Annotated in this window: 23 protein-coding genes; 15 read left to right on the plus strand and 8 right to left on the minus strand. The window is 68.5% G+C overall.

Annotated elements, in window-relative coordinates; all coding sequences use genetic code 11:
• The first annotated feature begins 94 nt into the window (after positions 1-94).
• From ABLE94_RS06015 to ABLE94_RS06025, 3 genes are read left to right on the plus strand one after another with little or no spacing between them, the layout of a single operon-like run.
• Positions 95-820: a phosphatidylserine decarboxylase gene (locus ABLE94_RS06015; RefSeq protein WP_348808300.1), complete on the plus strand. Its 726-nt coding sequence runs from the start codon at positions 95-97 to the stop codon at positions 818-820.
• On the plus strand, positions 817-1,806 hold the full coding sequence (locus ABLE94_RS06020) for a CDP-alcohol phosphatidyltransferase family protein (protein ID WP_348808301.1): 990 nt from the start codon (positions 817-819) through the stop codon (positions 1,804-1,806). Before ABLE94_RS06015 ends, ABLE94_RS06020 begins: the two co-directional genes overlap by 4 nt.
• The gene (locus tag ABLE94_RS06025; protein ID WP_348808302.1) at positions 1,803-4,220 is read left to right on the plus strand and encodes an AAA family ATPase; all 2,418 of its coding nucleotides are present in this window, start codon (positions 1,803-1,805) and stop codon (positions 4,218-4,220) included. Before ABLE94_RS06020 ends, ABLE94_RS06025 begins: the two co-directional genes overlap by 4 nt.
• A 116-nt stretch (positions 4,221-4,336) precedes the next feature.
• Here ABLE94_RS06025 and ABLE94_RS06030 read toward each other — a convergent pair whose 3' ends face one another.
• Positions 4,337-4,924 (minus strand): hypothetical protein, encoded by a 588-nt coding sequence (locus ABLE94_RS06030; RefSeq protein ID WP_348805222.1) that lies wholly within the window; start codon positions 4,922-4,924, stop codon positions 4,337-4,339.
• Between the two features lie 174 nt (positions 4,925-5,098).
• Complete coding sequence (locus ABLE94_RS06035; RefSeq protein ID WP_348805223.1) at positions 5,099-5,515, minus strand: hypothetical protein; 417 nt, start codon at positions 5,513-5,515, stop codon at positions 5,099-5,101.
• 145 nt (positions 5,516-5,660) lie between these two features.
• Here ABLE94_RS06035 and ABLE94_RS06040 point away from each other — a divergent pair, with 145 nt between their 5' ends.
• The 7 genes from ABLE94_RS06040 to ABLE94_RS06070 all read left to right on the plus strand — a co-directional run bounded on the left by ABLE94_RS06040 (position 5,661) and on the right by ABLE94_RS06070 (position 14,792).
• The gene (locus tag ABLE94_RS06040; RefSeq protein WP_348808303.1) at positions 5,661-8,567 is read left to right on the plus strand and encodes a Na+/H+ antiporter subunit A; all 2,907 of its coding nucleotides are present in this window, start codon (positions 5,661-5,663) and stop codon (positions 8,565-8,567) included.
• Positions 8,564-9,232, plus strand: a complete 669-nt coding sequence (locus ABLE94_RS06045) for a Na(+)/H(+) antiporter subunit C (protein ID WP_348808304.1) — start codon at positions 8,564-8,566, stop codon at positions 9,230-9,232. The genes ABLE94_RS06040 and ABLE94_RS06045 overlap by 4 nt, the downstream gene beginning before the upstream one ends.
• Positions 9,229-10,833, plus strand: coding sequence for a Na+/H+ antiporter subunit D (locus ABLE94_RS06050; protein WP_348808305.1), 1,605 nt, complete (start codon positions 9,229-9,231; stop codon positions 10,831-10,833). The genes ABLE94_RS06045 and ABLE94_RS06050 overlap by 4 nt, the downstream gene beginning before the upstream one ends.
• Positions 10,830-11,657, plus strand: coding sequence for a Na+/H+ antiporter subunit E (locus tag ABLE94_RS06055; RefSeq protein WP_348808306.1), 828 nt, complete (start codon positions 10,830-10,832; stop codon positions 11,655-11,657). Before ABLE94_RS06050 ends, ABLE94_RS06055 begins: the two co-directional genes overlap by 4 nt.
• Complete coding sequence (locus tag ABLE94_RS06060) at positions 11,654-11,917, plus strand: monovalent cation/H+ antiporter complex subunit F (RefSeq protein WP_348808307.1); 264 nt, start codon at positions 11,654-11,656, stop codon at positions 11,915-11,917. Before ABLE94_RS06055 ends, ABLE94_RS06060 begins: the two co-directional genes overlap by 4 nt.
• Positions 11,914-12,249 (plus strand): monovalent cation/H(+) antiporter subunit G, encoded by a 336-nt coding sequence (gene mnhG / locus ABLE94_RS06065; protein WP_348808308.1) that lies wholly within the window; start codon positions 11,914-11,916, stop codon positions 12,247-12,249. The genes ABLE94_RS06060 and mnhG overlap by 4 nt, the downstream gene beginning before the upstream one ends.
• Before the next feature lie 197 nt (positions 12,250-12,446).
• The gene (locus ABLE94_RS06070) at positions 12,447-14,792 is read left to right on the plus strand and encodes a diguanylate cyclase (protein ID WP_348808309.1); all 2,346 of its coding nucleotides are present in this window, start codon (positions 12,447-12,449) and stop codon (positions 14,790-14,792) included.
• A 39-nt stretch (positions 14,793-14,831) separates the two neighbouring features.
• On the opposite strand, the gene ABLE94_RS06075 is transcribed toward ABLE94_RS06070, so the two are convergent.
• Positions 14,832-15,575: a hypothetical protein gene (locus tag ABLE94_RS06075; RefSeq protein ID WP_348808310.1), complete on the minus strand. Its 744-nt coding sequence runs from the start codon at positions 15,573-15,575 to the stop codon at positions 14,832-14,834.
• A gap of 311 nt (positions 15,576-15,886) precedes the next feature.
• Positions 15,887-16,438, minus strand: a complete 552-nt coding sequence (locus tag ABLE94_RS06080; RefSeq protein WP_348808311.1) for a TetR/AcrR family transcriptional regulator — start codon at positions 16,436-16,438, stop codon at positions 15,887-15,889.
• Between the two features lie 227 nt (positions 16,439-16,665).
• Between ABLE94_RS06080 and ABLE94_RS06085 the strand changes: the two genes are divergently transcribed.
• Both ABLE94_RS06085 and ABLE94_RS06090 read left to right on the plus strand, forming a co-directional pair.
• The gene (locus ABLE94_RS06085) at positions 16,666-16,866 is read left to right on the plus strand and encodes a hypothetical protein (RefSeq protein WP_348808312.1); all 201 of its coding nucleotides are present in this window, start codon (positions 16,666-16,668) and stop codon (positions 16,864-16,866) included.
• Positions 16,863-17,510: a hypothetical protein gene (locus ABLE94_RS06090; RefSeq protein ID WP_348808313.1), complete on the plus strand. Its 648-nt coding sequence runs from the start codon at positions 16,863-16,865 to the stop codon at positions 17,508-17,510. The genes ABLE94_RS06085 and ABLE94_RS06090 overlap by 4 nt, the downstream gene beginning before the upstream one ends.
• A gap of 29 nt (positions 17,511-17,539) precedes the next feature.
• On the opposite strand, the gene ABLE94_RS06095 is transcribed toward ABLE94_RS06090, so the two are convergent.
• From ABLE94_RS06095 to napA, 4 genes are all read right to left on the minus strand, one after another.
• Complete coding sequence (locus tag ABLE94_RS06095; protein WP_348808314.1) at positions 17,540-18,670, minus strand: glutamate--cysteine ligase; 1,131 nt, start codon at positions 18,668-18,670, stop codon at positions 17,540-17,542.
• A 46-nt stretch (positions 18,671-18,716) separates the two neighbouring features.
• A complete protein-coding gene (locus ABLE94_RS06100) occupies positions 18,717-19,400 on the minus strand; it encodes a superoxide dismutase family protein (protein WP_348805234.1) in 684 nt (227 codons plus the stop codon).
• A gap of 163 nt (positions 19,401-19,563) precedes the next feature.
• Positions 19,564-20,067, minus strand: coding sequence for a LytR C-terminal domain-containing protein (locus ABLE94_RS06105; protein ID WP_348805235.1), 504 nt, complete (start codon positions 20,065-20,067; stop codon positions 19,564-19,566).
• A 61-nt stretch (positions 20,068-20,128) separates the two neighbouring features.
• Positions 20,129-20,494 (minus strand): nucleoid-associated protein NapA, encoded by a 366-nt coding sequence (napA, locus tag ABLE94_RS06110; RefSeq protein WP_348805236.1) that lies wholly within the window; start codon positions 20,492-20,494, stop codon positions 20,129-20,131.
• A gap of 239 nt (positions 20,495-20,733) precedes the next feature.
• Here napA and ABLE94_RS06115 point away from each other — a divergent pair, with 239 nt between their 5' ends.
• Genes ABLE94_RS06115 through ABLE94_RS06125 form a run of 3 tightly spaced genes read left to right on the plus strand, consistent with a single transcriptional unit; the run spans position 20,734 to position 22,974 of the window.
• The gene (locus ABLE94_RS06115; RefSeq protein WP_348805237.1) at positions 20,734-21,339 is read left to right on the plus strand and encodes a peptide deformylase; all 606 of its coding nucleotides are present in this window, start codon (positions 20,734-20,736) and stop codon (positions 21,337-21,339) included.
• Positions 21,340-21,355: 16 nt separating this feature from the next.
• The gene (locus ABLE94_RS06120) at positions 21,356-22,408 is read left to right on the plus strand and encodes an N-acetylglutamate synthase, CG3035 family (protein WP_348808315.1); all 1,053 of its coding nucleotides are present in this window, start codon (positions 21,356-21,358) and stop codon (positions 22,406-22,408) included.
• Positions 22,405-22,974: a guanyl-specific ribonuclease gene (locus tag ABLE94_RS06125; RefSeq protein ID WP_348808316.1), complete on the plus strand. Its 570-nt coding sequence runs from the start codon at positions 22,405-22,407 to the stop codon at positions 22,972-22,974. Before ABLE94_RS06120 ends, ABLE94_RS06125 begins: the two co-directional genes overlap by 4 nt.
• Positions 22,975-22,990 lie beyond the last annotated feature (16 nt).

The following is a 22,990-nucleotide window of genomic DNA, read 5'->3' on the forward strand; positions in this document are numbered from 1 at the left end:
GGTCGCCCCGCGGCCGGGGGCTCTAAGCTGTACGGGCGCACCATCGGAGTGCGCATCACCCGACATCATCAACGGACATGGGGAGAGGTTGACTGTGGCGAGGCGCCCGCGGCCGGACGCACCAGACGGTCTGTCACCTGCACATCTGGTCACGTTGGCCAAAGAGACCATTCCCCCGGTCCATCCCGCCGGTCTGCCCTTCGTCGCGGCCGCATCCGCGGTGGCCGTCGTCGGCCGCAGACACCGCTGGATCCGGGTGCCGGCCACCCTGACCGCCGGGGCGTGTGCCGCGTTCTTCCGGCATCCCGCCCGGGTGCCACCCACCGATCCGGCGGTGGTGGCCGCACCCGCCGACGGCACGGTCAGTCTCGTCGACGAGGCGGTCCCGCCCGCCGAGGCCGGACTCGGCGACACACCACGGCCCCGGGTGTCGGTGTTCCTGTCACTCTTCGACGTGCACGTGCAGCGGGTCCCGGTGTCCGGCACGGTCACGTCGGTGACACATACGCCGGGACGGTTCGTCTCCGCCGACCTGCCCGACGCCAGTTCGGTGAACGAACGCACCACCATGACGCTGCGCGCCGACGCCACCGGCGACGACATCGCCGTCGTCCAGATCGCGGGGCTGCTCGCCCGTCGCATCGTCTGTGAGCCGTCGGCGGGTGATTCGCTGTCGGTCGGCGCGACGTACGGCCTGATCCGTTTCGGGTCCCGCGTCGACGTCTACCTGCCACCCGGAGCGGTGCCGCAGGTCCGGCTCGGCCAACGCACCATCGGCGCCGAGACCGCGCTGGCCACCCTGGGTGGCGACCGCGCATGAATCCGCACCGGGAGCGTCCCGTCACCCAACGCCCGCCCACGCGGGTGGCGGGTCGTCGGACCTCGCCGGCTGAGCAGTCCCGGCTGCGTCGTCAGGCCGCCGCCGGACGCATGTTCGTGCCTTCGGCGCTGACGATCCTGGCGATCTGCGCCGGGATGACGTCCGTCCGGTTCGCGATGAACGGCAACATCAACGCCGCGTTGGGCCTGCTCGTCGCGGCCGCCTTGCTCGACGGCATCGACGGCCGCGTCGCGCGGCTGATGGGTGCGACGACGAAGATCGGCGCGGAGATCGACTCGCTGGCCGACGTCATCAACTTCGGTGTGGTGCCCGCATTCCTGGTGTATCTGACGCTGCTCGACGGTACCGACCTGGGCTGGCTGCTGGCCCTCATCTACTGCTGCGCGATCGTGCTGCGTCTCGCCCGGTTCAACACCCTGCTCGACGACGATGACGCCCCCGCCTACACCCGGGACTTCTTCGTCGGGGTGCCGGCACCGGCGGCCGCGATCGGTGCGTTGCTGCCCGTCGGACTGCTGCAGCAGTTCGGGACGGGGTGGTGGACGTCACTGGCCGCGGTCGGGATCTGGTTGATGCTGGTGGCCTTCCTCGCGGTGAGCCGTATCCCGACGGCGTCGCTGAAGGCGTCGAAGGTGTCGGCCCGGGCGCTGCCGGGCCTGCTGTTGCTGGTGGCGATCGGGGCGGCCCTGCTGCTGACCTTTCCCTACATCCTGATGGTGATCGCCATCGTCGCCTATGCCGTGCACATCCCGTTCGCCTGGCGGAGTCGGCGCTGGGTCGCGTCGCGACCCGAACACTGGGACGCCGCCCCCAAGGAACGTCGCGCCGAGCGGCGGGCACTGGCCCGGGAGGGTTCCGGACGCCGCGTCATGCCACGGCGGCGGCAGGCGATGAAGAAGTCCGAGGGACGACTCGGACTACACCGCCCGACTCGCCCGGAGGATCCGGAGCGTCGCCCCTCATGAGCCGGTTGACCCTCACCGCGCGACTCAATCCGTCGGCCGCCGACGCCCGACGCGGGATCGTCCGCGTGCATCCGGAGGTCCTGACCGCGCTGGGCCTGCGCGAATGGGATGCCATCAGCCTCACCGGGGCGCGCGTCACCGCGGCCGTCGTCGGCGCCACCGCCCCGGATGCCGCGACCGGCGCCATCCTGCTCGACGACATCTCGTTCTCCAACGCCGGCGTCCGCGAGAACGCTCAGGTGGTGATCGGCCCGGTGGTCGTGCAGGCCGCCGCGCGGGTCGTCGTCAGCGGATCGGCCCTGGCCAGCCACGGCGTCGACCCGACCACCCTGCGACGAGCACTGCTCGGCAAGGTGCTCTCCGTGGGCGACACCGTCTCCCTGCTGCCGCGCGACCTCGGCCCCGAGTTGACCGCAGGCGATGCGGTCCGCGCCCTCGCGGTGTCGGTGGGTATCACCTGGACCAATGAACTGCTCACCGTCACCTCCACCGAGCCCGGCGCGCCGGTGAGCGTGCAGCCGAACACCGCGGTGATGTGGACCGGGGGCGCTGTCGGTGGGAATCCGGGCGCTGTCAACGCGGGGGTGAGCGCTGTCAACGTGGAGCAGGGCGCCGTCAACGTGGGGGTGAGCGCCGTTAACGCGGGGGTGAGCGCCGTCAACGCGGGGGTGAGCGCTGTCAACGTGGAGCAGGGCGCTGTCAACGTGGGGGTGAGCGCTGTCAACGCGGCGCGGCCGGCGCGATCGGTCGCCGAACTGGTCGGGGTCGATGACCAGGTCGCGAAGCTGACCGAATGGTTACGGATCACCCTCGACGAGCCGGAGGTGCTGCGCACTCTCGGCGCCATCCCTCGGCTCGGGGTCTTGCTGACCGGTCCGGCCGGCGTCGGCAAGGCGACGGTCGTGCGGGCGGTGGTCGCCGAGCGACCGATGGCCGCCGTCGCCGAGCGACCGATGACCGCCGTCGCCGAGCGACCGATGGCCGCCGTCTCTGGGCGGCCGATGACGGTCGTCGACGGTCCGACGGTCGGCGCGCTCGAGGCGAATGCCCGTCTACGCGCGGTCACCGACGCCATCGCGGGTCTGCGTCCGGCCGGCGGAGTGCTGCTCGTCACCGACGTCGACGCGCTGCTGCCGGCCGAACCCGAACCGGTGTCGACACTCATCCTCGACGCGTTGCGTACCGCACTCGATCCGGCCGACGATGGCACCGGTGGCGGGGGCACCGGTGGCGGGGGCACGATCGCCCTCATCGCGACGAGTGCCGAACCGGCCGCCATCGACATCCGGCTGCGCGATCCGCAATTGTGCGACCGCGAACTGTCGATCGGTCTGCCCGACGCGGCCACCCGGGCCAAACTGCTCGCCGCCATCCTGAGCGGCGTACCCACCGACGGCGCGCTGGACCTTTCGGCAATCGCTTCTCGCACACCGGGTTTCGTTGCCGGCGACCTGGCCGCCCTGACCCGCGAGGCGGCACTGCGGGCCGCGGCGCGGGTGACCGCCGACGCCTCGTCGTCGGCACCCGCGCTGACCGACGCCGACCTCGCCGGGGCGCTCGGCGTCATCCGCCCGGTGTCGCGCGGCGAATCGCCGGAGGTGTCGCTCGGGTCGATCACCCTCGACGACGTCGGCGACATGACCGAGACCAAACAGGCGCTCACCGAGGCGGTGCTCTGGCCCCTCGAACACCCGGACACCTTCACCCGGCTCGGCGTGCAGCCACCGCGCGGCGTGCTGCTGTTCGGGCCGCCGGGCTGCGGGAAGACCTTCGTGGTGCGGGCCCTCGCCGCGTCGGGGAGATTGTCGGTGCACACCGTCAAGGGTGCCGAGCTGATGGACAAGTGGGTCGGCTCGTCCGAACGCGCCGTCCGCGACTTGTTCTCTCGCGCAAGGGAATCCGCGCCCTCACTGATCTTCCTCGACGAGATCGACGCGCTGGCCCCGCGGCGCGGGCAGTCCAGCGACTCCGGCGTCTCCGACCGCGTCGTCGCCGCCCTGCTCACCGAACTCGACGGCGTCGAACCGTTGACCGATGTGGTCGTGCTCGGCGCCACCAACCGGCCCGATCTGATCGATCCGGCGTTGCTGCGCCCCGGCCGGCTCGAGCGCCTGGTCTTCGTCCCGCCGCCCGATGCCGCCGCCCGCGCCGACATCCTGCGGACCTCCGGACGCAATGTCCCGCTGGCCGACGACATCGATCTCGATCACCTGGCCACCGATCTCGACGGCTACTCGGCCGCCGACTGCTCGGCGCTCCTGCGCGAGGCGGCACTCTCCGCGATGCGGCGCAACATCGACGCCGCGACCGTCACCGCCGACGACATCGCCGACGCCCGCACCCGGGTGCGCGCATCCCTGGATGCCGCGCAGGTGGAGAACCTCCGCGCGTACGCGGAGCGTCGGCTCACCTGACCCCGACCGACAAAAAGTGGGGGAAGAATGTTCTTCCCCCACTTTGGGTTTCGCTCGCCGGCAGTTTCCGTCGGACGTACGATTCCTGGGGGAAGAAGCTTCTTCCCCCACTTTCGTCAGCTCGTCTGGGTCTGGCCCTCGGTCTGCGTCGGCGCCTGGGTGGGAGCCTGCTGCTGGCCGGTCTGGCCGTTCTGGGTCTGGCCGCTCTGGCCGGGCATCTGACCCATGCCACCACCCTGCTGGCCACCCATACCGCCGCCGGGCATCTGGCCGCCCATGCCACCGCCGGGCATCTGGCCCATGCCACCACCCTGCTGGCCGCCCATGCCACCGCCGGGGAACTGCTGGGTGTTCGACGACGAGCCGGAATCACCGACGACGTAGCCGGCACCGAAGCCGAGCAGCCCGAAGCCGACGGCGAGGCCGATGCCGCCGGCGATCACGGCGTTCTTGGTCTTCGAAGGCAGGCCCGAACCCGGCTGCGCAGCGGCGGGAACGGCTGCCGCCGGTGCGGGCGAACCGGCGACCGGCGCCGACCCGATCGGGGCGGTGGGAGCGGTGGCGGCCGTCGGGCCCTGTCCGACCGGCACCGTCGGCGCGGTGGCGCTGTAGGCGTCGGCATTCGCCGGTGCCGCGGTGGTGCCGGGGGTTGCGTCGGGGGCCGTCGACGTATCGGAAACTGTCGTGGTGTCGGGAGTCGACATCGTGTCACTCTCGCTTTCGGGTTTGGTCCGGTCACAGACACCTGCGTCCCGGATCGGTTTCAACGACTCCACGGTGGCGACGTCCGCTTGGCCGGTACTGCCCAGCACCTGTGAACCCGCTGTCAACCGCGGCGGCCCGGCCCGATCCGCTCTACGTTCTGCTCACCGGTCCGCTCAGCCGACGCTGACCTGATAGAACACCGAGGTGGCACCGGCGGCCGCGGCCGGTGTGATGCCCAGCGTCACCCAGTAGGTGGTGCCGTCCTTCGTCCCCGACATCCGCACCACGGTCTGACCCGAGTCGCTCTCCCGGCCCTCCTCGGTGAAACCGGCGTCGGTCAGCTTCGTCACCGCACCCTCGATCGGGTTGCCCTGATTCGCCGGTGCCTGCACGGTGACGGTCCAGTGATCCTTGCTGCCGTCGGCGGTCAGCACCTGACCGTCGACGAGCGGCACCTGCGCGGTCGGGAAATCGGCGGGCAGCCCCGGACGGGTCGGCGCGTCGCCGCCGCATGCCGCGATCAGCACCGTTGCCACCGATATCACCAGCATCGCGGCGAGCACCCTCACCACTGCATTCAGCCGAGCCATGGGAGCAACGGTAAGGTAGAGCCCGCGGACGTCACGTCGTGACACTCCCGGCCACCGGGACAGACACACCCGACATCCGCGCCATGACCACCCCGCCCGCCGAACGACGACCGACGACCGACGACCGAAGACGGAGTGCGCCCCCTTGCTCACTGTGCTGATTGCATTGGCACTCTGCGCGCTCGTGGCCCCCGCGATCGTCGGCAAGCTCGGGACGAAGGGGTTTTACGTCCTCGGCCTGGCACCACTCGGCGGACTCGTCTGGGTGCTGACGCACTGGCCCGATTCCGACCGCGCCCCGCAGGTCGAGACGCTGCACTGGGTTCCGACGCTGCACATGGACATCGTCATGCGGATGGACACGCTGTCGGCGATCCTGTCGGTGCTGATCCTCGGCGTGGGGACGCTCGTCCTGTTCTACTGCGCGCACTACTTCGACGACGCCCGCCCGCGGGTCGCGGTGTTCGGCGGCGAGATGATCGCCTTCGCCGCCGCCATGTTCGGCCTGGTGACCAGCGACAACATGCTGGTCCTCTACATCTTCTGGGAACTGACGACGGTCCTGTCGTTCATGCTGGTCGGTTTCTATCGCATCCGCGCGACGTCGCGACGCTCGGCCACCCAGGCGCTGCTGGTCACCACCCTGGGCGGTCTGGCGATGCTCGTCGGCATCATCATGCTGGGCGAACGCACCGGCAGTTACCTGCTCAGCGATCTGCTGGCACACCCGCCGATGGACGGCGTGTACGTCCAGGTGGCCGTCGTGCTGCTGCTGATCGGCGCGCTCAGCAAGTCCGCGATTGTGCCGTTCCACTTCTGGCTCCCCGGCGCCATGGCCGCACCCACGCCGGTCTCGGCGTACCTGCACGCCGCGGCGATGGTGAAGGCCGGCATCTACCTGATCGGTCGTCTCGCGCCGGCCTTCGCGCCGCTGCCGAGCTGGCAGGTGATGGTCATCGGGCTCGGCTCGTTCACCATGGTGCTCGGCGGCTGGCGCTCCCTGCGGGAACTCGACCTGAAGCTCGTCCTCGCCTTCGGCACCGTGTCCCAGCTCGGTTTCATGTCGGTGCTGATGGGCATGGGCGATGCGAACGTGGCGATGGCCGGCCTCACCATGCTGGTCGCGCACGCCCTGTTCAAGGCGTCACTGTTCATGGTCGTCGGCATCATCGACCACGCCACCGGTACCCGCGACATCCGCAAACTCGCCCGGCTCGGGCATCGCCTGCCGGTCCTCGCGGTCACCGCCGCGGTCGCCGGCGCGAGCATGGCCGGATTGCCGTTCACCTTCGGATTCGTCGGCAAGGAGACCGCGTTCGGGTCGGTGTGGGACACCGGGTCGCTGCAACCCTGGCAGGGCCACGTCGTCGACCTCGTGCTGCTGCTCGGTTCGGTGATCACCTTCGCCTACACCTGCCGATTCCTCTGGGGAGCGTTCGGACGCAAGTTCCGCACCCTGCCGACGCGGGCGGTCGCCAAGATGCATCCGCCGACGCCGATGTTCCTGTTCTCCCCGGTCCTGCTCGCCGCCCTCGGCGTCGTCGCCGGCCTGGCCAGCGGCTGGGTCGGTCACTGGTTCGAGCCCTACGCAGAGGAACTGCCCCTCTACGGCCACGAACTCGAACACCTCGCGATGTGGCACGGCTTCGGATTGCCGGTGGTGTTCTCGGTCATCGTCGTCGTCGGTGGTGCCGCCCTGTTCCTGGGGCTGCGCCCGATCCGCGACCGCGTCTTCGGGTTCCGGCCACTGCTCAACGCCGACCGCATCTACGACGCCACCCTGCGTGGCGCGGACACCGTGTCGCTGTTGATGACCCGCAACACCCAGCGCGGATCGCTGCCGATCACCCAGGGCGTGATCCTGTCGACGATGATCATCCTGCCGACGACGGTGCTCTTCCTCGGCAACCGCAACACCCTGACACCCCGCGGATTCGACTCCCCGGTCCAACTCGTCGTCGGCGGCATCATGATCGCCGCGGCGATCGCCGCCGTCATACTGCGCAACCGCCTGGCCGCCACCCTCATCGTCGGCGTCACCGGGTACGGCTGCGGCATGCTCTTCGCGTTGTACGGCGCCCCCGACCTGGCGCTGACCCAGTTCCTGGTGGAGACGCTGACGCTGGTGATCTTCGTCCTGGTACTGCGCAAACTGCCCGCCGAACCCGAGCCCCGCCACTCCACCGGGTTCAAACCGCTGCGCGCGCTCATCGGCATCGCACTCGGAGTGTCGGTCGTGCTGATCGGACTGTTCGCGGCGGCGGCCCGTTCCGAACAGCCCGTCAGCATCGATCTCCCCGAGGCCGCCTACAAGTTCGGCCACGGTGCCAACGCGGTGAACGTCCTGCTCGTCGACATCCGCGCCTGGGACACCCTCGGCGAGGTGTCGGTCCTCATCGTCGCCGCGACCGGGGTGGCGTCGATGGTCTTCCGCAATCGCCGGTTCGGTGCCGCCCCGCGCGTCGCCGACGCAGCGAAGTTCTTCGGCGGGTCCACCGACGAGGACGACGACATCATCCCGCCCGACCGCACCACCTACCTGCTGGGCAGCGAGTTCCGCGATCCCCGGCACCGGTCGATGGTGCTCGAGGCCACCACCCGGTTGATCTTCCCGACGATGGTGGTGCTGTCGGTGTACTTCTTCTACGCCGGCCACAACTCGCCGGGCGGCGGGTTCGCCGGTGGCCTCACGATGGGCCTGGCGCTGGTGCTGCGTTACCTGGCCGGTGGCCGCTACGAACTCGGTGAGGCCCTGCCGGTGGAACCGGGCACCTTCCTCGGTGCCGGCCTGCTGATCTCCGCGGGCACGGCGGTCACCTCGATGTTCCTCGGCGCCCCCGCCCTGAGCTCGGCCGTCTTCGAGATCACCGTCCCGGTCCTCGGGCACATCAAACTGGTCACCGCGCTGTTCTTCGACCTCGGCATCTACCTGATCGTCATCGGTCTGGTCCTCGACGTCCTGCGCAGCCTCGGCGCGCGCCTCGACGTGGAGGGCCCCGGCGGTCTGGTGACCCGGTCGGTGCAGGTGCCGGCGGATGGTGGGGCGAAATGAGCGTCAACCTCGGCCTGCTGGTGGTCATCGCGGTACTGATCGCGGCCGGTGCGTATCTGCTGATGGAACGCAGCCTGGTGCGGATGTTGCTGGGTCTGCTGCTGGCCGGCAACGGCATCAACCTGCTGATCCTGGTGCTCGCCGGCGGGATGGGCAATCCACCGATCATGGGCCGGTCCTCGGAGGCCCGCCCCCGTGACGCCGACGCCCTCGCACAGGCGATGGTGCTCACCGCCATCGTCATCACCATGGGTGTGGCCGCGTTCATCCTGTCGCTGGTGTACCGGCTGTTCGTGCTCAATCGCGACGACGACGACGTCGAGGACGACACCGAGGACGTCAAGGTCGCCACCGGCTCCCTGCGGACCGCACCCGACCGCGACCGCAGCGACGACCCCCTGACCGGCGCGGACACCTCCGCCGGCGACTTCTTCGACGACGAGGGCAACCCGCTGACCCCCGAGGAATACATCAAACGACACCTCGAGGTGATCGAGACCGACCTGATGCCCGAGGACGCCGACGTCATCGACGAGATCGGCGTCGACGATCCGGATTCGGACAACCCGGATTCAGACAACACCGGGTCGGACAACACCGATTCGGAAAGAACCGGGTCGGACACCACCGGGTCGGATGACCACACCCCGGGGGATCGCCGATGATTCCGCAGACCTCCTGGCTCCCGGTCCTGATCACCCTGCCGACGCTGGTCCCGATGCTCGCCGCGGCGTTGACCCTGCTGCGCGGCCGCGGCGCCATCTTCCAGCGCATCATCACGGTGTCGGCGATCGGGGTGGCGCTGATCGCGTCGTGCATGATGCTCTACCTCACCAACGAGCACGGCACCTACGCACTGGCCATCGGCGGCTGGGACGACAAGGGATTCGCGAACGGACCACTCGGCATCACCCTGGTGGTCGATCAACTCGCCGCGCTGATGCTGGTGGTGTCGACGCTGGTGTTGCTGTGCGTCGTCATCTACGCGATCGGGCAGGGTATCCGCGACGGCACCACCGATCAGCCGGTGTCGATCTTCCTGCCCACCTACCTGATTCTGTGTGCGGGCGTGTGCAATTCGTTCCTGGCCGGTGACCTGTTCAACCTCTTCGTCTCGTTCGAGGTGCTGCTGGCCGCGAGCTTCGTGTTGCTGACCCTCGGGGCCAGCGCCGACCGTGTCCGCGCCGGCGCGTCGTACGTGATGGTGTCGATGGTGTCGTCGCTGATCTTCCTGGCGGGCATCGCCTTCGCGTACGCGACCACCGGAACCCTCAACCTCGCCGAGATGGCGGTACGCCTCGATCACGTGCCCGACGGCACCCGCAACGCCCTGTACGCGGTGCTGCTGGTGGCGTTCGGCATCAAGGCGGCGGTCTTCCCGCTGTCGACGTGGCTGCCCGACTCCTATCCGACGGCACCGGCACCGGTCACCGCGGTGTTCGCCGGCCTGCTCACCAAGGTCGGTGTGTACGCGATCATGCGGACGCACACCCTGCTGTTCCCGGGCGGCTCGATGGACGCCATCCTGCTGGTCGCCGGCCTGCTGACGATGATCGTCGGCATCTTCGGTGCGATCGCCCAGTCCGACATCAAGCGACTGTTGTCGTTCACCCTGGTCAGCCACATCGGGTACATGATCTTCGGGATCGCGTTGTCGTCGGAGATCGGGATGAGCGCGGCCATCTACTACGTCGCGCACCACATCCTGGTGCAGACGACGCTGTTCCTGGTGGTCGGGCTGATCGAACGTCAGGCCGGCTCGGCGTCGCTGCGGCGGCTCGGTGGACTCATCGCCAGCCCGGTCCTGGCCGCACTGTTCCTCATCCCGGCGTTGAATCTCGGTGGCATTCCGCCCTTTTCGGGCTTCCTGGGCAAGGTCGCGTTGATCGAGGCGGGCACCTCGGACGGTTCGGTCCTCGCCTGGATCCTGGTCGCCGGGTCGGTGGTGACCAGCCTGCTGACGCTGTATGTGGTGGCCCGCATCTGGACCAAGGGCTTCTGGCGTCCCCGCGCCGACGCCCCCGAGGGGGAACTGTCCGACAGTGCCCCGTCGGCGTTGATCGACGAGAGCGACGACATCGCCTTCGACGAGCGAGCCGATGTGGGTCGCATGCCCGTCGCGATGGTCATCCCGACCGCGCTGATGGTGGCCGCGGGACTGGCGTTGACGGTGTGGGCCGGCCCGATCTTCGGATTCACCGACCGCGCCGCGACCGACATCATCGATCGCGACATCTACGTCAGCTCGGTGTTGGGAGGCCGATGATGACCGACCGGAGGAACGAACGGATCGCACCCGTCAGGCCCGTCGGCAAGGGGCCGGTGAAGCGTCTGCTCATCAACATCGCCCGCTATTCGGTGCTGGGTTTCGCGTGGACGACGGTCAGTGCCTGGGTGTGGCTGCGCGAGCGGATCCGCACCCCCCGCTGGTTGGGCACCGACGGCCGGGAGGTGGCCGTCCGGCTGTGGTCGATGGCGTGGCTGACCTTCGTGTGGGTGTTGTTGTGGGGCACGGTGTCGTGGGCGAATGTGCTCGCCGGGCTGGTCCTGGCCATCGCCATCGGCGTCCTGTTGCCGCTGCCCCGGGTGCCCGTCGAGGGCCGGATCCATCCCCTCACCCTGCTCGTGCTGATCCTGCGGCTGATCGTCGACTTCTTCGTCTCGAGTGCGCAGGTGGCGTGGATGGCGATCCGGCCCGGACGGCCACCGCTGGGGGCGGTCATGCGGGTGCGCGTCGCCATCAAATCCGACATGGTGCTGACCCTGGCCGTGGACTACCTCAACCTGGTGCCCGGCACGATGGTGCTGGAGATCGATCATCGTCGGCGCCTGCTCTACGTCCACGTCTTCGACGTCCGGTCGGACAAGAAGGTGCGCAGCTTCTACAACCAGGTCGCCTTCGTCGAGCGGATGTTCATCAAGGCCTTCGAACGCGACAGTGAGTGGCATCCCAGTCCGTTCCACGGCATCGACGACAGCTTCCATCACGTGCCCGACGGTGAGCATGCCGCCGTCGCGACGGGGGCGGCCCGCCATCGCCCCACTCTCCTCGACCGCACGACCCCCGGCGACGAGGAGGATCGGCGATGACCGTCGTCTGGTTCGGCATCGCCACGGCGTTGCTCGTCGCCGCCATCCTGGTGATGGCGCGGATTCTGCTCGGTCCGACCACCCTGGACCGGCTCGTCGCACTCGATGCGCTCATCGCCCTGTGCATGTGCGGGCTCGCGGCCTGGACCGCCTACAGCGGCGACACCACCGTGGTACCCGGGATCGTCGCGTTGTCGCTGGTCAGCTTCGTCGGTTCGGTGGCCATCGCCCGCTTCCGTGTCCGGGATGATCAGACATGATCGCCGACATCGTCACCGCCGTCTTCCTGTCCATCGGGGCGTTGCTCGCCGTCACCGCGGCGATCGGCATCCTCCGTTTCCCCGACACACTCTCGCGGATGCATGCCGCGACCAAACCCCAGACCCTGGGGCTGCTGATGATGCTGATCGGGACGATGATCAGCGTCGGCGGCGGGCACGTCGACAACGGCATGCTGATCCTCGCCGGGATCTTCGCGTTGATCACCGCACCGGTGGTCGCGCACCGCATCGGACGCCTCGTCTATCAGGAGCAGCGTGCCCGCGACGGGCTGATGGCCCGCGACCAGATGGAAAGCGGCGACCGGGATTAAGGCAGATCAGGGCCGGATCGCGACTGTCTGGCAAGCCGCTGTGTGACGAGGATCTCGACAATCACGCCAGTTGGGTAAGTCGACCCTTCCCTGTGGCCGACGACCACCGGTAGATTGATTGTTCACAGGACTAACGAGGGGGTCGCGGAAGGAATCGAGTGGTGGGTAATCGATTCGATCAGCGGACGCTCGCTGTCTTGTGCAGCGAGCTGGGGGCGGTACCGCTGCTGATCTTCGCCCTGTTCTCGTCGTCCTTCGCCGTCGCCGGCACCCGGCCGCTCCTGGTGGCGATCCTGGTGTTCACCGCGATCTCGGTATCACTCACGGCCTGGCAGGGCAGTCTCGACGACCGACTCTTCGTCATCCTCTGCGCGGGCGGGATGATCGGGGTGGCCGGCTCGGCGGCGGTGATCGCCGATCAGGGCACCTCACACGCGGTGCTGGTGCTGTTGGCCGCGATCCCTGCACTCGCCGCGATGGGGTCCTCGGGCCGAACGGTCGTCGGTTTCATGACGTTCGCGGTGACCCTGGGACTCGCCGTCGTCGCCGTGCGTGCGGCATCGCTCACCGATCTCCTGGTCGGCGGGGGTGCGGTGATCATGGCGGTCATCGCACCGACGCTGATGGTGACGATGCTGCGGCGCAATCTGTCGGATCTGATCCACGAACAGGCGACGCTGAGCCTGATCGATCCGCTCACCGGGGCCCTCAACCGGCGCGGCCTGTTCGACGGCGCGCCGACGGTCTTCGAGGAGGCGCAGCAGTCGGGTCAGATGATCGGCATGCTGGTCATCGACATCGATCACTTCAAACGCGTCAACGACGCACTCGGACATTCCGCCGGCGACGAGGTTCTCGTCGACATCACCTCGGTTCTCCACGAGGAGGTGGGGGATCGCGGGATCGTGGCACGCACCGGCGGTGAGGAATTCACCATTCTGTTCGGGGTCGCCGACGCGGCCGAACTCGAGGCCGTCTCGACGAGGTTGCGGCTGGCGGTCGGTTCCCGCTCCGAGGTGACGGTCAGCGTCGGTGGCGTCTGCGCACCGCTGCGGCGACTCGATGCGCCGCTGCACCCCGATGCCCAGACCCTCCTGGACGATCTGGCACGACCGGCCGACCAGCGCCTGTACGCCGCCAAGGCGTTGGGGCGCAACCGGTCGATGGTGTCGCAGATCCCGACCGTCGAGTGGTACTTCGACGATCCGGAGGCGACGTCGGCGACATCGGACGACGGGACGGCCCGGCAGGTACGCGCCACCTCCGCACTGGTCTCGGCGGTCGCACCGCGATCGGCGGGAGCGACGACGCGGGCACCGAGAGCCGCGTCGACACGCGCCGAGAGCGAGCGCCGGACACCGACGCAGTCACGCAGCGTCCGCTTTGTCGACGTCGACGAGGCGACGTTCGAGATCCTTCATCCGGGCCGGGACGCCGACCGTATTCGGCAGCTCACCTCGTCGAATGTGTACGAGGTCGTCGACATCTGGCCCGACGCGGTGGCCGAACTGCGCCAACTCGACGCGCTCGACCACGTCGAACCGGGTGTCCATCCGGCCGTCCCGCTCGACTACGACGATCCGGCGGTCGTGGACGAACACACCCGGTATGTCGTGTTCCCGTGGCGCCGCCGGGTGGTCCGGATGCCCGACAGCGCGACGTTCTATCGGTTGAAGACGGCACGCAACCGCTTCCTCGTCACCGGCGCGGAGCAGCGTCGGTGGGATGAGACGATCATCGCCGTCGCCGGACTCAGCGTCGGATCGTCGGCGGTGTCGGCGTGTTCGCTGACCGGGGCACGGCATTTCCGCCTCGCCGACCCCGACACCCTGGCCGCCACGAACCTCAATCGCATGTCCGGGTCGGTGTGCGATGTCGGGACGTCCAAGTTGGACCTGACGGTGCGTCGACTCCTCGAGGCCGACCCCTATACCGTCATCGAATCGTTCGCCGACGGCTACACCCCGACCACGGCCGACCGCTTCCTGGCGACCTCGGAGTCCGGGCCCCGGACCATCGTCATCGAGGAGATCGACGACGTCGCCGCGAAGATCGACATGCGTCGCCGCGCCCAGGCCCTGCGGATTCCGGTCATCAGCGCAACCGACATGGGCGACAATGTCATTCTCGACATCGAACGCTACGACCTCGACCCCACCTACCCGATCTTCCACGGCCGGGTCGAGCAGTTCACCGCCGGCGACCCCGGCGACCCCGCCCAGCGACTGCGAATGGCCGCGTCGATCGTCGGCGATGTCCTCACCCCTCGAATGGCGTTCTCCGCCAGTCAAATCGGCCGCGGTGTCGCGTCCTGGCCGCAACTCGGTTCGACCGGCGCGATGGCCGGCGCCTTCGCCGCGGCCGCGGCCCGCAACATCGTCTGCGGCCACCGCGTCGAATCCGGCCGCCACGTCCTCGACATCGAGCAGATGCTCAACGCGGGCGACGGCGGTTCGGCATGGAATGAACTCGATCCCGACGTCGTCGCCGGCAGGCACACCGACGGGCCGGGGACGTGGGACCGCGAGAAGCCACCCGCCTGAGGTGGGTTCTCGCGGTCGACGACCCCCGACGTGCACCCGTCAGGCCACCGTCGCCGTCCCCGCCGCCGACACCTCCCGCGACCGGAATGCGGCGGCGTACTCGGCGTTCATCACCTCCCACACGTCGGGATCGGCGAAGGACTGCAGGTTCTCCGCGTCCCAGAACATCGCCCGGGTGCGGTACCGGTCGTCGGGGTACGGGGTCGCGGCGATCAGCGGATTGACCCGTCCCCCACCGGATGACCAGCGTTCGAGCACGTAGTCGGCCGCGGTGGCGAGCATGTGGCGGCATCCGGTCAGCTCCATCGAGATCTTCACCGACCGCGCCAGCGCACCCGCCGCCACCTTGGCCAGCGGCGACGACGGGTCGACGAAGGCCGACTTGACCTCGATGATCCCGTCGGGGATGCGATGGTTGATCGCCGCGATCAGGTCGTCCTGGCCGGGTTGCCCCGCCCACTCGCCGATCGCATGTGACTGACGGGCATCGCGATACGGCCCCTGCACGCGGAGGCCACCGATGACCGCACCCGACGGGTCGAGCACGGCGCAGAACACGGTGGTGTCCCCGCCGTCGCGGATCCGCTCGTATTCCAGAGCGGACCGGACCCCGCGTGCGGTGTACTCGACGACGGCGCGATCGATGTACTCATGCCACAGTTCCGGCAACGCGTGCGGATCGGCGAAGATCATCGTCGCTCCGCTACCGCAGATGTCGTCCACCCATGCCGATGCACCGGCGAGATCGGGTGCAGAATAGTGCGCGGAATGCGCGATTGTCACGACGGAATTCATTGTTGTCATTTCCTTTGCCAGAAAAGCAGGACGCTCATTTCGGGATGCTGCGCAGGGCGGGCAGCACCTTCAAGTGTCCGTTAGCAAAGGTCACAAGCCAACACGCGGGCTTGACGCAACCCCCGTGAATATCGACGAAGTGTCGAGGTCAGTACGGCAATCCGGACAGCCGGTCACCGGCATCCGCCCCGACTTCCATCGGGTCGGAAAACGCCGACTTCACATGTCGGAAAATGAATTGCCAGGGTGGGTGATGAAATAGCTGCGCATTCGTCGATCGCGGCCGAATTCACCGGATCTCAGTCGCGGTAACGCACCGACGTGGTACCCAATCCGTGCAGAAACGCATCGGCCGCATGCGACGCACGTGTCGCGATGTCGCGGCCGTCGAAGGCGTCGGTGGTGGCAGCGGACCGGATGATCGTCAGATACAGGGTCGCCGCCCATCGATGATCGTCGGAGTCGGCGATCAGTCCCCCGCGGGCGAGCGCGGCCATCCATGCGACGGTCAGATCGAGGACCGGATTCGGCGCGCCGGCGGCCTCCGACTCGCCGAGTGCCCAATGCCAGTCGGCCTTCGCCGAGACCAGATCGGCGGTCACCTGATAGAGCCGGACCACCAGGGGAACCGCGCCGTCGCGGGACCGCTCGTAGGTGGCCGAGATCTCGCCGACGGCACGCTCACGCAGCGCCGAGACCAGGACATCCCGGTTCGGATAGTGCCGATGCACCGTGGCCCGCGACATGCCCGCCGCCGTCGCGATCGCCTCGATACTGGCGCCCGGGTCGCGTCGCAGTGTCGACGCGGCCGCGTCGAGAATCCTCGCCGGTGTTCCTTCGGCCGCGGTCATCGCACCGGACTCCCTTCCTCGTTCTCGTGACGTGTCACCCGAGAGGTGTCGACGTGATTCGACGGTAGCCCCCGCGCCGCCGCCGTTCGGACACAACCCTCCTGCTACACACAACTGTCTCATAGATTCACCCTTGCGAGACTTTGATGTCTCATCTATCGTTGCTCATGCGACGGTGATGTAACCACCCTTCACCGTGGCGTATCAGTAGAAAGGTAGGCACACGAATGGACCGTCACGACGAACTCGTGGACCAGATCATGCGACTCCGTCGTCGCGAGGACACCCTCGACGGCGACATCATCATCGCGATGCACAAGGGGTACGGCGGCACCGGCGGAACCGAGGAGGAGATCCGCGACGAACTCGCCGAGATCCGCCGTGCCATCGAAACCCTCACCGAAGAACTCGACGGGAGCTACCTGTGACCGACCACACCTCAATCACCCCGACCACCTCGACCCCCATCTCGACCGGCACGCCGCCCGCCGCCCTGCCCGCCGTTCCGACATCGATCGGCGGCCGCGCCGTCGTACCGGACGGCTGGCACCTGGTGTGGGATCACGCCGCCCGCCGTTCCGGGGAACCGGTGCGTGTACTGCGGTGGCAACCCACCACCGATCGCGAACTCGGCGTCGAGGCGGTCACCGCGGTCGTCGCCGCGCGTGGTGGCCGGCTGCTGTCGATCCGCCGGTTCATCGGCGAGGTCACCGGTGATCTGCCGTCGCCGGCACGGGCCGAGCAGATCGCGATGGACGTGTTCACCGAACTCGACCCGCGCTATGCGCGCTTGCTGACACCGCTGCGCGTCGACACGCAGGGCCGTCGGTGGCGCACCGCCGACGGACACGACGTCGACATCACCGTTCGGTGGGCCAAGCACGCTCACCCCAACGGCACCTACAACTGGGTGACCGTCGGCCCGGGCGGGTCGATCATCGAGGTGGAACGCGAATCGCACTGGGATTACGAGGCCGGTCGACGCGCCACCGAACAGTGGGATCACGACGGCTGGATCGCCGCGCGCGAGGGCACCGGCCCGCAGTTGCCCGGGCCCGACGCGGTGGCGTGACACACCGGGCCGGCCGGCGGCGCCGCGGGTCATTCCAGTTCGTCGACCACCGACGCGACCACCGCGCGCATGTCCCGGGTGTCGGCGAACGTCGCCCGCTGCCGTTGATAACTCGCGCCGCGGGCCATGATCTCGGAGATCTGCGCGAGTTCGTCGACGCAGCCGAGGTCGGCGGCGATCGGTGCGAGCCGCACGAGCAGGTCGGCCAGATCCTCGGTGACGAGGCGTTCGGTGCAGTCGGAGTCCAGGATGACGATCGCCTCGAGCCCGTATCTCGCTGCGCGCCACTTGTTTTCCTGCACCAGCCAGGGCGCCATCTGCGGCAGGGTCTCGCCGGCGGAGAACCGCCGGTCCAGGTCGACGACGAGGCAGTGGATCAGCGCCACCAGCGCGGAGAGTTCGTGCAGGTTGGTGGTCCCGTCGCACACCCGCACCTCGATGGTGCCAAGGTGCGGCGACGGCCGGATGTCCCAGCGGATCTCGTTGATGTGGTCGATGATGCCGGTGGTCTTCTGGTCGGCGACGAAGGCCTCGAACTCATGCCACGTCTGGAACTGGAAGGGCAGGCCCGCCGTCGGCAACTGCTGGAACATCATCGCGCGGTTGCTGGCGTAGGAGGTGTCCTGTCCCGACCACATCGGCGACGACGCCGACAACGCCAGCAGGTGCGGGTAGTAGTTGAGCAGCGACGACAGGATCGGCAGCACCTTGTCGCGGTGGGAGATCCCGACGTGCACGTGCACGCCCCAGATCAGCATCTGCCGGCCCCACCACTGGGTGCGCTCGATGAGTTCGGCGTACCGATGGCCTTCGGTGAGCAGTTGCGTCGACCATTGCGCGAAGGGGTGGGTACCCGCCCCGTAGAGATCGACGCCGAGGTCGTCGGCGACGCCGCGGACGGCGTGCAACGTCTCGGCGAGGTCGGCGACCGCCTCACCGGTGGTCCGGCAGATGCCGGTGACCAACTCGACGGTGTTGCGCAGCAGTTCCTTGTGCACCTTGCCGGCGAGATGCGGATGCGCAGATCCGAAGGCCGCGAACAGGTCTGCCGCGGAGTTCGAGAGATCGCCACTGACCTTGTCGGTCAGGGCGAACTCCCACTCGACGCCGAGTGTCGGCTCCGGCGAGCCCGAGAATTCGATCGGGACGATGGCGGGCATCACGTCACCACACGGGGATTGTGACCGGGGCGCTCGGCAGGGCGGTCTACCCCGCGGTCTCGATGACGCCGCACGCCAGGCGCGCGCCACCGTCACCGGTGCTCATCGTCGTCTCGTCGGGCCCGGGCTGTCCGTTGGCCTGGTAGCGATCGGGGATGTTGGCGAAGTTGTCGGCGTTCTCGTGGATGATGATCGTCTTGCCGGTCACCTGCTCCAGGTCGACGGCGTCCGTGGAGGTCAGCGTCGTCCCCGAACCGTCGGGCAGGACGTTGATCGACACCAGGTCACCGCTGGCCGGGTGGCCGGTGTTGCCGCCGACCTGCAGGTGGCCACCCGCCGAGTCGAACTTGTCGGCGGTGTTGCAGGTACTTCCGGAGTGGATGTGCATCGCGTGGAAACCGGCCGGCAGACCGCTGCCGGCGTTGACCTTGACGAGCACCGCCAGCGAGGACCCCTGCGGACTGAAGGTCGCGGTACCGATGTCCTTGCCGGAGGTGTCCTTGATGGTGGCCGAGCCCTTCTCACCGCTGCTGGAGGGGATGTCGTCGGCGTCGACGAGTCCGACGACGGGCGCCGGGTTTCCGGTCTGCACCGCCGGGGTGGTGCCCTTCTCGGTGGTGGTCGGCTCGTCCGGGGTACATCCCGCCAGTGCCAACCCGACGGCGCCGGCCGAGGCGAGCACCGCGAGCGCGCGCAGGGACGCAGAGCCTGATTTCGAACTGACGGTCATCTCGCTCCTCGAGTGATATGTGATGGAAAACCGGGCTGCCTTGATGAGCCGGTGTCAGCGCCCGGGGCTGCAACGCTGAGGTCTGGGACGCCGGAATCTGGGTTGCCGGAGTCTGGGTTGCCGGAGCCTGGGACGCTGGGGTCTCGATGGACGGATGTGCCGATCATGGCTGCCTCACCACGACCACGGCGATCCCGCCGTCGCAGCGGCTGAACCCGCTGCCCAAGGAGCTGCGCGAGTCGACACTGAACTCGCCGCCGAGGTCGTCGTTGAGCTTTTGGGCGAGCGGCTTCTGCGCGGACGTCGAGTAGACGATGGAGTTCTCGGAGAAGCCGCCCTGCGAGTAGTTGCTCTCGCTGTTGATGCCCTCGGTGGTGTAGCCCTTGGCCTTGACCTGGGAGTCCACCTCACCGGCCAGCCCGGTGACCTCACCCGCATTGATCACGCAGATGGTGGTGTTGCCCTGGTTCACCGTCGACGTGCTGGCCGGCACGCTGACACTCGTCGACGGCGCCGACGACTGCGCGGCCTGCAGTTGTTCCTCGGGGTTGTCGTTCGCGGTGGCCGCGGAGTGCCAGCCCAAGCCCACGAACACGATGGCAACCGCGAAGAGCAGCATGGCTCCGGCCCTCAGGGGCAGGCGGTTGGACTCGCGATCAGCATTCATCACCGATGACCTTAACGCACACACGCATGGCGTCTGCTCTCCAGCGCCGGGGCGTGCGGGCTCAGGTGATGTCGAACCCGAGTCGACGTGCGGCACGCGCCTTCTGGCGTGATGCACGCAACCGTCGCAGGCGCTTCACCAGCATCGGGTCGGCGGCCAGCGCCTCCGGCCGATCCACCAACGCGTTGAGGATCTGGTAGTAGCGCGTGGCCGAGAGTCCGAAGAGCTCCTTGATGGCCTCTTCCTTGGCGCCGGCGTACTTCCACCACTGACGTTCGAAGGCGAGGATGTCGTGTTCGCGGCGGGACAGCCCGTCGGGACCGACCTCGTTCGGATCGATGTTCTGCGCGCCGTCGACGTCGTGGGTCTTCTCAGACTCCGGGCCCTGGCCCGGCTGATTCTGGCTTCGCGCTGCTGCGCCGTCCATCTCGCTCCCTCGAAGATCTCCTCTGCGACCCCTCACACCACGTCATCGAGGTCCACCGGTCCATCATCGGGCGTCTGGTGACGTCGCGCATGACGGGCTCGGGGCCGGCGAATGACAACGGTGTGGTTCGTGAACATCTAACCACGCAGAACCGGGTGGGTTGACGTGACGCGCGGGCGGCACGTCGCGCGGGACCATCGGCGCCGGTGGCCGTCTGCGCGCACGATAACCTGTCGTGCATGGCAATTCTCCCCATCTGCATAGTCGGTGAGCCGGTTCTGCACCGTCCGACCGAGCTCGTCGAACTCGACGGTGACGGACGGCCGTCGGCGGAGACGGTGACCCTGCTCGACGACATGTACGCGACGATGGACGCCGCGAACGGCGTCGGCCTGGCCGCCAACCAGGTGGGGGTCGGTCGGCGGATGTTCGTCTACGACTGCCCCGACGGCGAGTCCCGGATGGCGGCCCGACGCCGCGGCGAGGTCATCAATCCGGTGCTGGAGACCTCGGAGATCCCGGAGACCATGCCGGACCCGGACGACAACGACGAGGGCTGCCTGTCGGTGCCCGGCGAGCAGTTCCCCACCGGCCGCGCCGACTGGGCCCGGGTCACCGGTGTCGACCGCGACGGTGCCGCGGTGACGATCGAGGGCAACGGTTTCTTCGCCCGGATGCTGCAGCACGAGGTCGGTCATCTCGACGGATTCCTCTACGTCGACGTGCTGGTCGGCCGGAATGCCCGGGCCGCGAAGAAGGCGATCAAGCGCAACGGCTGGGGTGTGCCGGGGCTGACCTGGACCCCGGGTGAGCAGGCGGATCCGTTCGGTCACGACGACGACTGAACGTGCGGATGTCACGATGACCGGGGCGGCGGGTTCGATGCCGGATCGATTCGGCGTGTCGTCCGGGGCTTTCCGCGGTGATCGCGTGGTCGTGCGTTACCGACTCGGCGATGCGACCCCGGCCGATTGGCGCGATACCCCCAATCCCCGCCCGGCACCGGGACGGCCGTCGCTGTCGGATGTGACCGGCTTCCTGCTCGACGACGGCGACCCGATCCGCCTCGAGCGCGACGGGGTCGTGGAATCCATCCCGCGGTCGGCGATCACCTCGATGCGGCTGCTGTCGGCGGTCGCGGTCCGCAACAGCGACATTCGGACGCTGGAACATGCCGCGGCGCTGGCGTGGCCCGGCATCGAGCACGAGGAGATCGACGGATGGTTGCTGCGCGCCGGTGGCGGTATCTCTCGGCGCGCGAATTCGGCCATCGCCGTTGATCGTTCGGCTCGCGTCGATGCTCAGATGCTGTCGGTGATCGAGGACTGGTATGCGGCGCGGGGATTGCGCACGCTCATCGCGGTTCCCGATCGGCTGCTGCCCCGGCAGATCGTCGGGGTGCCCGCGAGCGACGAGATCCAGGTGTTGACACGGACTCTCGACGACGTGCCGGCCGACGGCGGAGTGCCGACCGGCGGTGGCGATGTCACGCTCGGGGCTGATCCGTCGCGCGCTTGGTTACGCGCCTACCTTGGTGACGAGGCCGACCTCACCGTCGGCGCCGGCGTGCTCAACAACGTTGCCGGCGAGAATGGTTCGGTGGTCTTCGCCTCCGTCGAGTACGACGGGGAGCCCATCGCGATCGGTCGTGGTGCGGTGACCGAGGCGCCGGGTTCACGACGATGGTTGGGCGTCACCGCGGTGTGGACCGATCCTGACCATCGTCGACGTCACCTCGGCGACGCCATCGTGTCCCGGTTGGCGCGGTGGGGAGCCGACCATGGTGCGCAAGCGGCATACGTTCAGGTCGAGGCAGGTAACCGGGTGGCCGGGACCTGGTACCGGTCGCGGGGTTTCGCGCTACATCACAGCTATCGATACCTCGCGATCGGCGGCGGAGGGCGATCGAGGTGAATGCGACGCCGAAGCGGCCGCGATCATCGGCCAAAGGATCACGAGCACAGACGCCGGCGCAGCGGCGACGTCAGGCCGCCGTCACCGCAATCGGCCTGGTCGTCGTCGCCGTGGTCGTCATCGCGACCTGGCTCATCAACAATGCGGGTGACGACGCCGGCTCGTCGACGTCGTCGGTGGCGGGCTCGTCGGTGGCAGGCTCGTCGGCGGCAGGCTCGGCGGTGGCACGGTCTTCGAATGCAATGTCTGGGCGGTCGACGTCTCCGCAGACGGCCACCGTCCCCGCCCGGGTGACCCGCACCCTGGCGCTCATCGACGCCGGTGAATGGCCCGAAGCCGCCGACGCGCCCGGCACGCAAGGCGGGATCACCTTCCGTAACAGCGAGGGTCGGCTACCGGCTCGCGATTCCACTGGAAAGCGGATTACGTACCGGGAGTGGGATGTCAACCCGAAGGAGCCCGGCCGTTCGCGCGACGCCGAGCGCATCGTCACCGGCAGTGACGGGTCGGCGTGGTACACCGCCAATCACTACCGCAGTTTCGTGTTGATCAGGGGGCCGTCATGAGCGGGCACTCACGCAC

This window comes from Gordonia sp. VNK1, from assembly GCF_040049135.1.
GTDB lineage: Bacteria > Actinomycetota > Actinomycetes > Mycobacteriales > Mycobacteriaceae > Gordonia > Gordonia oleivorans.

Bases quoted from the DNA above. Each gene is read 5' to 3' on its own strand.
- ABLE94_RS06020 (WP_348808301.1), top strand. From the start codon at position 817: ATGAATCCGCACCGGGAGCGTCCCGTCACCCAACGCCCGCCCACGCGG.
- ABLE94_RS06025 (WP_348808302.1), top strand. From the start codon at position 1,803: ATGAGCCGGTTGACCCTCACCGCGCGACTCAATCCGTCGGCCGCCGAC.
- ABLE94_RS06030 (WP_348805222.1), bottom strand. From the start codon at position 4,924: ATGTCGACTCCCGACACCACGACAGTTTCCGATACGTCGACGGCCCCC.
- ABLE94_RS06035 (WP_348805223.1), bottom strand. From the start codon at position 5,515: ATGGCTCGGCTGAATGCAGTGGTGAGGGTGCTCGCCGCGATGCTGGTG.
- ABLE94_RS06045 (WP_348808304.1), top strand. From the start codon at position 8,564: ATGAGCGTCAACCTCGGCCTGCTGGTGGTCATCGCGGTACTGATCGCG.
- ABLE94_RS06050 (WP_348808305.1), top strand. From the start codon at position 9,229: ATGATTCCGCAGACCTCCTGGCTCCCGGTCCTGATCACCCTGCCGACG.
- ABLE94_RS06055 (WP_348808306.1), top strand. From the start codon at position 10,830: ATGATGACCGACCGGAGGAACGAACGGATCGCACCCGTCAGGCCCGTC.
- ABLE94_RS06060 (WP_348808307.1), top strand. From the start codon at position 11,654: ATGACCGTCGTCTGGTTCGGCATCGCCACGGCGTTGCTCGTCGCCGCC.
- mnhG (WP_348808308.1), top strand. From the start codon at position 11,914: ATGATCGCCGACATCGTCACCGCCGTCTTCCTGTCCATCGGGGCGTTG.
- ABLE94_RS06080 (WP_348808311.1), bottom strand. From the start codon at position 16,438: ATGACCGCGGCCGAAGGAACACCGGCGAGGATTCTCGACGCGGCCGCG.
- ABLE94_RS06085 (WP_348808312.1), top strand. From the start codon at position 16,666: ATGGACCGTCACGACGAACTCGTGGACCAGATCATGCGACTCCGTCGT.
- ABLE94_RS06095 (WP_348808314.1), bottom strand. From the start codon at position 18,670: ATGCCCGCCATCGTCCCGATCGAATTCTCGGGCTCGCCGGAGCCGACA.
- ABLE94_RS06100 (WP_348805234.1), bottom strand. From the start codon at position 19,400: ATGACCGTCAGTTCGAAATCAGGCTCTGCGTCCCTGCGCGCGCTCGCG.
- ABLE94_RS06105 (WP_348805235.1), bottom strand. From the start codon at position 20,067: ATGAATGCTGATCGCGAGTCCAACCGCCTGCCCCTGAGGGCCGGAGCC.
- napA (WP_348805236.1), bottom strand. From the start codon at position 20,494: ATGGACGGCGCAGCAGCGCGAAGCCAGAATCAGCCGGGCCAGGGCCCG.
- ABLE94_RS06115 (WP_348805237.1), top strand. From the start codon at position 20,734: ATGGCAATTCTCCCCATCTGCATAGTCGGTGAGCCGGTTCTGCACCGT.
- ABLE94_RS06120 (WP_348808315.1), top strand. From the start codon at position 21,356: ATGACCGGGGCGGCGGGTTCGATGCCGGATCGATTCGGCGTGTCGTCC.